Origin of the sequence: Pelagibacterium lacus, assembly GCF_003345525.1 — a bacterium.
Taxonomy (GTDB): Bacteria; Pseudomonadota; Alphaproteobacteria; order Rhizobiales; family Devosiaceae; genus Pelagibacterium; species Pelagibacterium lacus.
Genome location: NZ_QQNH01000001.1, coordinates 24,038 through 36,068, shown reverse-complemented (window position 1 = coordinate 36,068; position 12,031 = coordinate 24,038). Strand labels below are relative to the sequence as shown.

Genomic DNA, 12,031 nt, shown 5'->3' with positions numbered 1-12,031 from the left:
CGCGAATTTGCGTTGATCAGGCCGATGAAAAGAACCCTTGCGGCAAGACAACCCTTCTTCGTCTGGTCGCCGGTCTCTTGTCGCCGACCGCCGGTGAGGTACGCATGGATGGCAAAACCGTTGCCAGTGCGACCTCGTTCCTGCCGCCCGAACGCCGCGGCCTGGGCATGGTGTTTCAGGATTATGCACTCTGGCCCCATCTGAGCGTTACCGGCAATGTCGCCTTCCCGCTGGAGATGCGCCGCGTTGGCCGCGCCGAGCGTGAACAGCATGTCGTTGCTGCGCTGCGGCGCGTGGGCCTCGAACACCTTGCAGACCGCAACCCGGGCGCTTTGTCGGGCGGCCAGCAGCAGCGCGTTGCCATTGCCCGCGCCATTGTCGCCGAACCGCGTATTGTGCTGTTCGATGAGCCGCTATCGAATCTCGATAGGGAACTGCGCGAGAGCATGGTCAGCGAACTGGCCGGGCTGATCAAAAGCCTTGATCTCACCGCGATCTACGTGACCCACGACCAAAGCGAGGCATTCACTCTGGCCGATCAGGTCGCGATTCTGGACGGCGGCGCGGTGGCCCAATTGGCCACGCCCAACCAGATTGTCGAAGAGCCTGCCAGTGCCAAGATTGCGGAGTTCCTGCGCCTCGGCGCGATAATGCCCCTGTGCCGGACGGCCGAGGGGTGGTCGCTCGGCGATTCTCAACTGACCCTGACCGGCGCTCCGAAGCTGGGGGTCGGTCAGTGCGCCCGCGCCCTCGTCACGCCACGCGCCCTGATCGCCCGACCGCCGGATATGGCGGGGCTGACCGGTGAAGTCAGCGCCGTTCAGTATAGGGATACATCCTATGCGGTGAGCGTTGCTGTCGCCTCCTCCGGCGCGCCGCTGACCCTGCAAATGACCAGCGACTTCCGGATGCGTCTTGGGGAACGCATCGGACTGGAGATCATCTCCGACCGCCTCCGCTGGTTCCCGGCGGAAGCGCATCCAACCCCCTAGGAGCGTCACATGATGACCCATACCATTCGTGCCGGCCTTGCCGCGCTGAACGTTCTGGCCATGGCTGGCACCGCCTATGCCAATGTCACGGTCTACACCGCCGGCCCCGCTTCGCTGATCGAGCAGCTGGCGGCCGGTTTCACCGAAGAAACCGGCATCAAGGTCGATTTCTTCCAGGCCACCACCGGCCAGGTCATGGCCCGCATTGAGGCTGAAGCGGCCAATCCTGCCGTTGACGTGCTGATTTCGGCCTCGTGGGACACCGCCACCGATTTCGCTGAGCGCGGCTGGCTTCTGCCTTACACTAGCCCCAATGCGGCGACCGTCCCGGATTTCCTCAAATCCGACACCGCCGTGGCCCAGGGCATTTCGGCGCTGGCCATCGCCTGGAACCCCACCAGCGGCACGCCCAAGCCCGCCGAATGGGCCGATCTGGCCAAGCCTGAATATGAGGATCTGGTGAACCTGCCCGATCCGGCCCAGTCGGGCGCCACCTTCGAGCTGGTCGCCGCGCTCGAGGCCCAGAGCGGCTGGTCGCTGTTCGAGGATCTGGCCGCCAATGGCGCCATCGTCGCCGGCGCCAATGCCGAAGCGCTCAACCCGGTGTTGCAGGGCGCCAAGGCCGCCGTGTTCGGCGCCGTGGACTACATCTCCTTCAATGGCCAGCAGAAGGGCGAATCCATCGAAGTCGTCTTCCCGGCTTCGGGCACCGTCATCGCTCCGCGCCCGGCCATGATCCTGAACTGGTCCAAGAACCAGGACGAGGCCAAGCAGTTCATCGACTACATGCTGTCCGATGCCGGCCAGGCCATCGTGGCCGCCACCAATCTGATGCCGGCCCGTACCGATATTTCGGCCAATCGCCCGCTGATCAGCGATCTCAGTATCCTGGCCATCGATGCCGAGGCCGTCTATGCGGGTCGTGAAAACACGCTTGCCGCCTTTGGCGGGATTTTCGGTCAGTAGGGGATCGGCAACAGCATGTCGGCACGCAGCATCCAGGCCGTGAACCCGGCTGTCGCCTTCGCGGCGCTGGGCCTCCTCGTCGTGGTCGCTGTGCCCTTCGCCTTCATCCTGTTGCAGGCCATTTTTCCGGAACTGGGGCGCGGCTCGCTGGCCGCGCCTTTTTCCCGCCTCGCCGATACGCTGGGTGACGTCCGGCTCATCCGCATGACGGGCAACACCATCCTGCTGGGATTGGGCGTCGTGGCGCTGTCCGCCCTGATTGGCGTTCCTCTGGCGGTGGCGCGCGCGCTGTTCAGGGTGCCGGGGGCCATGCTGTGGGACCTGCTGATGCTGGTGCCGTTCATGATCCCGCCCTATATCGCCACGCTGGGCTGGATCATGACGCTGCAGCCGCGCGGCTATGTCCACCAGCTTTTCGGGTTCAATCTCGCGCCATTCCTGCTTTCGGTCTGGGGCATCATCTTCGTGATGACGCTCAACACCTTCCCGGTGATCTATTTCGCGGTGTCGCGCACCGTGGAAGCCATCGGCTCGCGCTATGCCGATGTCGGGCGGGTTTTCGGCGCTTCGGCCTGGCGTGCATTCTGGCGCATCACCCTGCCGCTGGCGACGCCGGGTCTGGCAGCTAGCCTGCTGCTGGTCTTCGCCATGGCTATTGAGGAATATGGCACCCCCGCCGCGCTCGGCCGCCGTGCCGGATTTGACGTGCTGGTGACGGGAATCGATTTGCGGGTCTCGGACTGGCCGATCGACCTGCCCGGCGCGGCCATCCTGTCGCTGGTGCTGGTCGGGCTCAGCTTCGGCGCCTTCCTGATCCAGCGCTGGATACTGACCCGCCGCTCCTATCAGACCACCACCGGCAAGCCGCAGACCATCGACAAGCGCCCGCTCGGCCGATGGACCTTGCCCGTCGTTCTCGGCTTCGCCCTGGTCGCTATGCTCGCCACCGCCGTGCCCCTCCTGGCCATTTTGGCCACGGCGCTCTCACGCACCATTTCGGGTGGCCTGGCGGTAAGCAATCTGGGGCTGGATAATTTCCTCGCCATTTTCACCGACGGCGTCGGAGCGTTGCGCGCGCTGGGCAACAGCCTGTCGCTGGGCGTCGCCGCTGCTCTGTTCACCGGCCTGCTCGGCGCCCTTTCGGCCTATGCCGTGGTCAAGAGCACGTTTCGCGGCCGCAATCTGCTCGATGTGCTGACCATCCTGCCCAATGCCTTGCCCGGCATCGTCGTCGCCGTTGGCCTGATCCTGGCCTGGAACCAGCCCTGGCTGCCGGTTACGCCCTACAATACCGCGCTGATTCTGCTGCTCGCCTATTGCTGCATTCTGCTGCCGCAGCCCGTGCGCTATGCCACCGCCGCCTTCCATCAGGTCGGTGACAATCTGGAAGCGGCGGCGCGCGTCTTCGGCGCCACCCCCATGACCGCTTTCCGCCGCATCCTGTTGCCGCTGATTCTGCCCACTCTCTTGGCGTCCATGCTGCTGGTCTTTGCCGTCGCCACGCGCGAGCTGGTTGCTTCCATTATCGTCGCACCGGTCGGCATGCAGACCATTTCCACCTATATCTGGCGGCAGTTCGAACAGGGCTCGGTCGGGCTGGGCATGGCCATGGCCTTCGTGACCATTCTCATCACCACCATTTTTCCACTTATCGTTCTGAGCCTGCTGGGTAAACGAGGCGGCCTGCTGTGACTGTCGCGCCCATGCAGGTCACCGCGATTTCGGGCGTCGGCGGCAAGTTCCTTGCCTGCTTTCTGATCGAGACGGGCTCCGCCCGCTTTTGTCCGATCTGGGGGAGGCGTCCATAGTTGCCGAATCCTTAGCGATTTTCAAGACAGCACATGGCTTGGAATTCCAAATTGGTTCAATCAGGAACCGACTTGCTCTAGGAAATGAGTCCGTGATGGCATGAGAGCATAATTCACGCTTGGGGAAGGCCTGCTGTGGCTTTGATCTCCAGGTAATCGTGCAAACCCCATTTGCCATGTTCCCGCCCGTTGCCCGACTGCTTGTATCCGCCGAACGGTGCCCGTGCATCCCAGGGCGCGCCGTTGACCCAGATCGAGCCAACACGCAAGCGCCGTGCGATGTAACGGGCTTTGGCAGGGTCGCTGGTTTGGATATAGGCGGAAAGGCCGTAGATTGTGTCATTGGCAATCCGGACCGCGTCGTCCTCGGTGTCGTAGCCGATCAACGCAATGACCGGACCGAAGATTTCCTCCCGCTCGATGGTCATGCCGGGCGTGACGTCGCCGAATACGGTGGGCTGCACGTAGTAGCCCTTGTCGATGCCCTGGGGACGTCCGGGACCGCCGGTGACCAATGTCGCACCTTCCGCGATGCCGGCTTCGATGAGCGCATTGATGCGGTCGAACTGCAGCTTGTTGACGACAGGACCGAGCATGACATCGCTTGAAGGATCTCCGACGGTGTGAGCTTCTGCGGCCTCCTTGGCGTAGCGCTTGGCCAGCTCCATCTGTTCCGCTGGCACCAGCAGACGGGCCGGTGCGCGGCAGGCTTGACCGCAGTTGACGTAGCAGGCGTCGACACCGTCCTTGACCGCCTTTTCAAGGTCGGCATCCCGCAACACGATATTGGCCGATTTGCCTCCCAACTCCTGAGCGACGCGCTTGACTGTATCGGCCGCGGCACGTGCCACGGCGATGCCGGCCCTGGTGGAGCCGGTGATGGATACCATGTCGATGTCGGGATGACGCGACAGCGCTTCGCCAGCAACTTCGCCCGAGCCGGTGATATGATTGTAGACGCCCTTGGGAAAGCCTGCCTCATGCACCAGTTGGGCGAAGAGGAGCGAGGAGAGCGGCGAATATTCCGATGGCTTGGCCACCATCGTGCAGCCGGCCGCGAGCGCCGGCGCCGCCTTGACCACCAGCTGGTTCATGGGCCAGTTCCATGGTGTGATGAGCGCGCAGACCCCGATCGGTTCCAGCGAGATCAGCGTCTCGCCGCGGCGTTCCTCGAACTCGGTCTTCTCAAGCGCCTCGATCGCAGCCTCGAGATGCGCCTGGCCGACCCAGGCTTGCGCGGACTTGGAGAAGGCCAGGGGCGTCCCCATCTCGCGGGTCATCAGTTCGGCGATCTCGTCGTAATGCTCGTTGTACTTTTCGAGCAGGCGGCGGCGGAGCTGCAGGCGCTCCTCTTTCGGGGTCAACTGCCAATCGTCGAAGGCGGCGCGGGCCGCAGCCACGGCGGCATCGACATCGGCCGCCGCTGCCATGGGGATGCGGGCAATCTCCGTCTCGTCGGCAGGGTTGATCAGGAGATGGGTCTGTGTGCCATGCGGCAAGACCCAGCTGCCATCGATATAGAAGCGGTCAAGGGTGTTCATCGGCAGTCTCCCGATCTGAAATGGGACCGTAGCGGTCGAAGGAAGCGCGGAAGCGCGCTTCCGCGTCAGGCAAAGCGTGCGGTCCGGCGAGACGATAAATCAGCGATGTCGTGGCGCTGGTGCGGACCGTTGCGAGAAGATCTTCGTCTACCTGGCCAGCCGGATCGGTGCCGCAAAGGCGAGCGAAGCGCAGGGCCATCATGTGCTGGTCCTGGTAGTCCGTCTGCCGTTCGCGCCGCGCTTCGGCCAGGGCTTGTGCGAACTGGCCGGGCGTCCGCGCGACAAGGCCGGACCAGAGATAGGCGAGGTAGCGCGCCTGTTGTTCGAGAACGGTGATATACCCGCCATTCTGGGCGAACATGCCGACAAAGGCGAGGTTGGGCAGGCCGGGATGGGTAGTGAAATCAGCAAGCGTCAGACCCCTGTCGTCCGCCTCGAGCACGTCTCTCATGGGGTCGGACAGGAAAGGCAGATTGAGATCGAAGCCCGTCCCGAAGATAATTGCGTCGGCTTCGATGCTGGTTCCATCGGCAAAGCTGACCGTTTCTCCGGCAATGGAGGTGATCCACGGCACCGGGCGAATTCGGTCCTCGGCCACAAGGTTGAGATAGTGCTGGGAGCCGGTGAACCCTGCCGCCAAGGTGTCGCTTGCCGGTGCAGGCGCACCATATCGGGCCGGATCGCCGCCGTAGCGCAAGGCAAAGCGGCGAAGATCGTCCCGTGCCTTCTCGATATCGGGTTCCGGCGTACGGGCCGCTTGGGCATAGGTAAAGCCGTAATATTCGAATGGCACCCCGCGAACCATTTTCGGCATGACATAGCGTTGCCGCCGCTGCGCCAGATGCACGGACTGCGCGCCAAGCATGGCCAGGTCGGAGGCGATTTCCAGCGCCGAGATCGCGCCGCCTGCCACCAGGACGCGCGCGCCGCGGAACATGTCCGGAGATTTGTAGCGGTGCGCATGCAGGACGCCCAGCCGCCCCGTAAAACCATCGAGCCCGGCGATCGGGGGAATTTTCGGCTTGTTGTAGCGGCCGGTCGCGATAACCACGCGGTCCGCCTCCACCTCCTCGTCGCCCTCCCTGGTCGCAAAGGTCAGTCGATAGCAGTCATCGGATTGCTCAAGAGCCTTAAGCGTCGTATCGAAAGAGGCATTGGCGAGGAGATCGAACTGTCGCGCATAGGCCTCGAGGTGGTCAAGGATTTCGCCGTTGCGCGGAAAAATCGCCGTCCCCGGGGGGTGATCCAGATCGGAGAACTGCGTGGTCGCGATATAGGTGTTGGTGCGCATCTGGGGCCAGATGCCGGAGAGCGGATTGGCGTTGTTCCATTGCCCGCCCAATGCGGAATGGCTTTCGTAGATCCAGGGATCGAAACCGCATTCCCTGAGCCAGCGGGCAGCAGCCAGCCCGCCAGGCCCGGCTCCGATGACGGCTACCCTCTCCATTGGCGCTCTCCCCGATCAGTGGAAGTAGATGCCACCGCAGACATTGAGCGCCTGGCCGGTGACAAAGGCGGAAAGGTCGGAGGCGAAAAACACCGTAGGTCCGACGATATCCTTGGGATCGCCCAGACGCTTGAGCGCAGCCACTTCCTCCCAATGCCGGATCGCCTCTTCAGAACCCAGATTGTTTTTGCCCATTTCGGTCAGGATGATGCCGGGGCAGATCGCGTTCACGGTGATGCCGTCCATGCCCACCTCCTGCGCATAGACCCGGGTGAGGGTGATGGCAGTCGCCTTGGTTGCCGCATAATGGCCCTGAGTGGGGACGCCCTGCCGCCCCGCGATCGATGCGATATTGATGATCCGGCCGGCCTTGCGCGCGCGCATCTGCGGCAGCACGGCATTGGTCATCAGCAGGATGCCCTTGGCATTGACGTCAAAATGGGCGTCCCAATCCGCCTCGGAGAGGTCTTCCAGGGTAGACGGCTTCAGGATGCCGGCATTGTTGACGAGGATATCGATGGTGCCGGCCTGAGCAACCATTGCTTCAATGCCTGCCTTGTCGGTGACGTCGCAGGGCAGCACAATAGCTTTGCGGCCGATAGACTCGATCTTGCTAGCGACATCCGCCAGGTACCTTTCCTGCACGGGAAGATCGCACAAGACGATGTCTGCGCCAGCTTCGGCAAGGCCTAGCGCGACTGCCGCTCCAATGCCGCGGCTGGCACCAGTCACAAGCGCAGTCTTTCCAGTGAGTTCGGCCATTTCAGTTCTGTCCCTTGAGTGGAAGGCTGTTCATGGCCTCCAGCGTGTCATCGAATGAGGTGAGTTTGCCGTCCGAACCGAGACCCATCGCGACCTTTGCGGCGACAGCAGAGGCAAAGCGCGCGCACTGGCGCAGGTCCCATCCCTTGGTCAGCCCGACAATGATCCCTGCGGTGAAGCTGTCGCCGCAGCCCGTCGTGTCGACGACGTCGATATCATGGGCAGGCAGCGTGAACGGCTCCCCCTGTTCGGGGTCGACATAAACGCCATCCCCGCCCAAGGTGAGAAGCACGTTCCTGACGCCCTGAGCCTTGAAATATCGCGCGACTTCCGCCGGATTTTCGAGACCGGCGATTTCCGCGGCCTCATCGATAGAGGGGACGAAATAGTCGATATAGGGCAGGAGCGGTTTGACCAGCGTGACAGTGTCTGGGTTGGCCTGAATCAGATCGAAAGTCGTGGTGCGGCCGAGTTCCTTTGCTCGCTTGAGGAAAGCAACGGACGGTTCGCCATCGAACGACTTGAGCAGGCCCGTGCCGCCGAGATGGATGATGCGCGCGTCGAGAGCGGCATCGAGGTCGGCCTCAGCAACGGTGAAAGTCGTCGCTGTACCAGGAACATGCAGCGCGGGGCGTTCGCCATTGGGCCGAACTGGAAGGATGGTAGCCGATATCTGGACGCTGCCATCGCGGCGCACGAGGCCGGTGTCCATGCCATAGCGCTGCATCTTGGCGATCAGGAAATCGCCCATATCGTCTTCACCGACCGTGGTCACCATCTGGGTCTTGAGGCCCAAAATGGCGCAGTCCATGCCGGTTGCGGCGGCGGTGCCGGCCACGGTCATGCGGATTTCCTCGATGAAATCGGCACGGCCGCCCTCCGGAATGCGCGTTACCGGGCGGCCCAGAATATCGAGGACCGCGAAACCCACTGCACTTACATCGAATTTGGTCATCTTGTCTTTTCCATCAGTCAGCACGCTTGCGCAGGCCGAATGACAGCCCGAGCACGACAAAGACGAGCACGCCGATGCCGACCTGCTGCCAGAAGAAATTGTAACCCATCAGCAGCAGCCCGTTGCGCATCACCGCCAGCAGCAACACGCCCAGCAGCGTTCCCACGACGGAAGGCCGCCGTTCGGAGCTGATGGCGGTGCCGATAAAGGTGGCGCCGATCGCATCGAGCAGGAACGAGTCGCCGGCAAACGGAACGTAGGACCGGACCGTCGACGACAACAGGATGCCCGAGATGCCGGCCAGGACGGCACAGGCCACGAACACCATGGACATGTGGAACAGGACGCGGATGCCCGAAAAACGCGCCACATCGGCCTGCACGCCAAGCGCCGCCACATAGCGTCCGAAAACCGAGCGATGCATGGCCAGGTAGACCGCGACGAGGCAAAGCGCCAAGACGATCATCGGCGTCGGAATCCCCAACAGCGAGCTGCGGACGATGGCGTTGAACGGCGCGGCGAATTCGGCGCGCGTCAGGTAGATCGGCACGCCGCCCTGGGTGGACAGCCTTTGCACCGACTGGCCGATGAACAGGACGCCGAGCGTCGCGAGGAAGGGATTGATCTTGAGCTTGTTGATGAGCACGGCATTGAGCAGTCCCACGCAGAGCGCCGCCCCGAGGCCGCCCAGCACGCCGACGAAGCCGCCCAGGCCGGCGGCGATCAGCATGATGAACACCATGGAGCTGAGATCCATGGAAACGCCGACCGAAAGATCGATCCCGCCAGCTGCGATGACGATGGTCATCCCCAGGGCCACGATGGCCAGCAGCACCACGCGGTTGGAGATCACGTTGTACAGGTTCTCCCCGCTCAGAAAGCCGGGGGCAAAGGCGGCGAAGAACACGAGCATGGCGCAGAAGGCGCCGATCACCACGTAGTTCGAGATGGTCTCGATGTTGATGGGGAAACGGCGCGTACGGCCGGTTTCAGCTTGCATTGTCATGACGGCCTCCCTCAGTCTCTCTTGGCAAATGACGTCATGGCGACGACACACAGGATAAGGACGCCCTGCACCCCGGCCACCCAGTATGAGGAGATGCCCAGAAGCTGGAATCCATTGGCGAGCACCCCAATGAAAAGGGCGGCCAGCAGGGTTCCGCCGATCGTGGGGATGAAGCGCCTGGAAAACACCGTGCCCAGAAGGGCCGCCGCCAGGATCGGCAGCAGCATGAGGCCGGTGCCGGTCGTGGATGCGGAGAGGCGCGACACGATCAGGATGGAGGTGACTCCCGCCATGAAGCCCGCGAAGATATAGGCGGCATAGACATAGCGTCCCGTGCGGATGCCAGCGGCTCTCGCAGCCTCATGATGGCCGCCCACGGCGTAGAGCCGCAGGCCGAGCGGGCTGTATTGCAGCGCCCAGATCAGCAGCACCGAGATGACGATGAAACACCAGGCCAAAGTGCTGATGCCCAGGAAGCGTCCGAAGGCAATCACTTGCAGGAGTGGCGATTGCACGGGGATCACGGTGTTCTCCGTCAGCACCAGCTCCAGGCCCGCCGCGATATTCATGACGGCCAGCGTGGCCAGCAGGGGAATGATCCTCAACGTAACCACGGCAAGGCCATTGAGCAGGCCGATGATCATGCCCGTGGCGATGGCTGCAACGATCGATACGGCATCGCCGAAGCCCTGACGCATCAGCACGGCATAAACCGCGGCGCACAATCCGGCATTGGCGGCGATCGAAAGGTCGATGCCCCCGCGTTGAACGTCGGTGCCGGTCCCGATGAAGACCACGGTAACACCAAATGCCAGAAGACCCAGAATGGTCGACTGCTCCACGATATTGGTCAGGTTGAACGGGGAGGTGAAGCCGCGTGCCGCAATGGCAAAATAGATGACGATGCCGGCAAAGGCAGCGAAAGCACCCAGGCGAATGGCCAGTTTGGAGAGATTTCCGGAATTGAGCTGGCCTTCCCGGCCGTTGGGGGCGTCGATTGTCGTGGTCATGCGCTCCTGCCTTCCTGTTCCATTTGTGCGCCGGAAGCGGCGGCCAGGAGCCGGTCGGCATCGATCTCACCGCGCTGGTATTCGCCGATCAGCGCGCCTCGGTAGATCACCAGCACGCGGTCACACATCTCGACGATCTCCTCCAGGTCGCTCGAAAGGAAAATCAGCGCCTTGCCTTCCGAAGCGAGGCGATTCATCAGATTGTAGATTTCCACTTTCGCCCCGACGTCCACGGCAACCGTGGGCTCGTCGAGCAGGTAGACCTGACTGTCGCAGGACAGCCATTTGGCAACGACGACCTTCTGCTGGTTGCCCCCCGAAAGGTTTTTGACCATGGTGTGGCGGTCGGGCGTCTTGATGCCCAGTTCCTTGATCAGCGCTTCGGTCTTGGCCGCTTCGGTGCGCGTATTGACGAAACCCCATCCGGACATTTGGTCGAGCGAGGCCAGTGCAATGTTTTCGCCCACTGAAAGCCCGGTTGCCACGCCGTGGGCACGTCGGTCTTCGGGTATCTTGGCAATGCCATGACGCACGGCTTGGACCGGACTGCGGAACGATACCGGCTTGCCGTTGAGCACGATTTCTCCGCGGTCCGGGACCGATTGACCGAACAGCGTGCTGACCAATTCCTTGTCGCCGGAACCCAACAGGCCGGTAATGCCCAAAATTTCACCGGCCCGCACTTCGAGAGAAACGTCGCGGAAATGCCCGGCAAGGGTGAGGCCGTTCACCGAAAGAACGGGTTCGCCGATGGTCACATCGCGACGCGGATACATTTCCGACGTGTCGCGGTTGGTCATCATCTGGACGATGGCCTCGATCCCCGCCTCGGCAGGGGTGACGACGCCGACATCGCTGCCATTGCGCAGAACAGTGACGACGTCGCAAATTTCATCGATCTCCGACATGTAGTGGGAGATGAAAATGATGGCGAGATTATCGGCCTTGAGGCGCCGCAATACGGCAAAAAGGCTGGATACTTCCTTGCTGACCAACGCCGCAGTGGGTTCGTCGAGCACCAGCACCTTGGCGTCGTTCGCCAGCGCCCGGGTAATCTGCACGATCTTCTGCTTGGCGGTCGACAGCTCGGAGATCAGTGTCCTGGGGTCGAGGTCGAGATCGAAATACCGCTTGAGCAGTTCGGTGGCGCGCTTGTTCATCTGCCGATAGTTGATGAAGGGCCCGATATGCGGCTCGTTGCGCAGGAAGATGGCTTCGGCCACCGTGGCGGTGGGAACCAGCAGCCGATCCTGATGGATGAAATGGACACCGCAAGCCTCGATGGCGGCCGGCGTGATGGCGTCGAGTTCCTGGCCATGGACCCTGACCGTGCCGCTGTCGCGTTTGTAGATGCCGGCCAGGACCTTGATGATGGTCGACTTGCCTGCGCCGTTCTGGCCGACGAGCCCGTGTATCGTTCCCGGATGAACAACCAGGTTTGCGTCCATCAGCGCCCTTACAGGGCCGAAAGTTTTGTTGACGCCGTGCATTTCGATGGCGGCCTGCGTCATCGACTCCTCCTTGCGAACAGCAATTGCATCGTG

Annotated in this window: 10 protein-coding genes; 3 read left to right on the top strand and 7 right to left on the bottom strand. The window is 62.6% G+C overall.

Features of this window, described 5'->3' with window-relative positions; all coding sequences use genetic code 11:
- Positions 1-5: 5 nt before the first annotated feature.
- From DVH29_RS00170 to DVH29_RS00160, 3 genes are read left to right on the top strand one after another with little or no spacing between them, the layout of a single operon-like run.
- Positions 6-992, top strand: a complete 987-nt coding sequence (locus DVH29_RS00170; protein ID WP_114644134.1) for an ABC transporter ATP-binding protein — start codon at positions 6-8, stop codon at positions 990-992.
- Between the two features lie 9 nt (positions 993-1,001).
- Positions 1,002-1,958: an ABC transporter substrate-binding protein gene (locus DVH29_RS00165; protein WP_114644133.1), complete on the top strand. Its 957-nt coding sequence runs from the start codon at positions 1,002-1,004 to the stop codon at positions 1,956-1,958.
- Between the two features lie 15 nt (positions 1,959-1,973).
- Positions 1,974-3,650, top strand: a complete 1,677-nt coding sequence (locus DVH29_RS00160; protein WP_114644132.1) for an ABC transporter permease — start codon at positions 1,974-1,976, stop codon at positions 3,648-3,650.
- Positions 3,651-3,879: 229 nt separating this feature from the next.
- Here the strand turns inward: DVH29_RS00160 and DVH29_RS00155 are convergent, their stop codons facing one another.
- From DVH29_RS00155 to DVH29_RS00125, 7 genes are read right to left on the bottom strand one after another with little or no spacing between them, the layout of a single operon-like run.
- Positions 3,880-5,307 carry an aldehyde dehydrogenase family protein gene (locus DVH29_RS00155; RefSeq protein ID WP_114644131.1) on the bottom strand — a complete coding sequence of 476 codons (1,428 nt, stop codon included), beginning with the start codon at positions 5,305-5,307 and terminating at the stop codon, positions 3,880-3,882.
- Positions 5,294-6,754, bottom strand: a complete 1,461-nt coding sequence (locus DVH29_RS00150) for a flavin-containing monooxygenase (RefSeq protein ID WP_114644130.1) — start codon at positions 6,752-6,754, stop codon at positions 5,294-5,296. The genes DVH29_RS00155 and DVH29_RS00150 overlap by 14 nt, the downstream gene beginning before the upstream one ends.
- A 15-nt stretch (positions 6,755-6,769) precedes the next feature.
- Positions 6,770-7,516: an SDR family NAD(P)-dependent oxidoreductase gene (locus tag DVH29_RS00145; protein WP_114644129.1), complete on the bottom strand. Its 747-nt coding sequence runs from the start codon at positions 7,514-7,516 to the stop codon at positions 6,770-6,772.
- A 1-nt stretch (position 7,517) separates the two neighbouring features.
- Positions 7,518-8,531, bottom strand: a complete 1,014-nt coding sequence (locus DVH29_RS00140; RefSeq protein WP_245944829.1) for a carbohydrate kinase family protein — start codon at positions 8,529-8,531, stop codon at positions 7,518-7,520.
- Complete coding sequence (locus tag DVH29_RS00135) at positions 8,485-9,477, bottom strand: ABC transporter permease (RefSeq protein ID WP_245944828.1); 993 nt, start codon at positions 9,475-9,477, stop codon at positions 8,485-8,487. Before DVH29_RS00135 ends, DVH29_RS00140 begins: the two co-directional genes overlap by 47 nt.
- An 11-nt stretch (positions 9,478-9,488) precedes the next feature.
- Positions 9,489-10,487, bottom strand: coding sequence for an ABC transporter permease (locus DVH29_RS00130; protein WP_114644126.1), 999 nt, complete (start codon positions 10,485-10,487; stop codon positions 9,489-9,491).
- Positions 10,484-11,998, bottom strand: coding sequence for a sugar ABC transporter ATP-binding protein (locus DVH29_RS00125; RefSeq protein WP_114644125.1), 1,515 nt, complete (start codon positions 11,996-11,998; stop codon positions 10,484-10,486). The genes DVH29_RS00130 and DVH29_RS00125 overlap by 4 nt, the downstream gene beginning before the upstream one ends.
- Between the last annotated feature and the right edge of the window lie 33 nt (positions 11,999-12,031).

What these genes read in the sequence shown, in the direction of transcription:
- DVH29_RS00165 (WP_114644133.1), top strand. Translation starts at nt 1,002, where the DNA reads ATGATGACCCATACCATTCGTGCCGGCCTTGCCGCGCTGAACGTTCTG.
- DVH29_RS00160 (WP_114644132.1), top strand. Translation starts at nt 1,974, where the DNA reads ATGTCGGCACGCAGCATCCAGGCCGTGAACCCGGCTGTCGCCTTCGCG.
- DVH29_RS00155 (WP_114644131.1), bottom strand. Translation starts at nt 5,307, where the DNA reads ATGAACACCCTTGACCGCTTCTATATCGATGGCAGCTGGGTCTTGCCG.
- DVH29_RS00150 (WP_114644130.1), bottom strand. Translation starts at nt 6,754, where the DNA reads ATGGAGAGGGTAGCCGTCATCGGAGCCGGGCCTGGCGGGCTGGCTGCT.
- DVH29_RS00145 (WP_114644129.1), bottom strand. Translation starts at nt 7,516, where the DNA reads ATGGCCGAACTCACTGGAAAGACTGCGCTTGTGACTGGTGCCAGCCGC.
- DVH29_RS00135 (WP_245944828.1), bottom strand. Translation starts at nt 9,477, where the DNA reads ATGACAATGCAAGCTGAAACCGGCCGTACGCGCCGTTTCCCCATCAAC.
- DVH29_RS00130 (WP_114644126.1), bottom strand. Translation starts at nt 10,487, where the DNA reads ATGACCACGACAATCGACGCCCCCAACGGCCGGGAAGGCCAGCTCAAT.
- DVH29_RS00125 (WP_114644125.1), bottom strand. Translation starts at nt 11,998, where the DNA reads ATGACGCAGGCCGCCATCGAAATGCACGGCGTCAACAAAACTTTCGGC.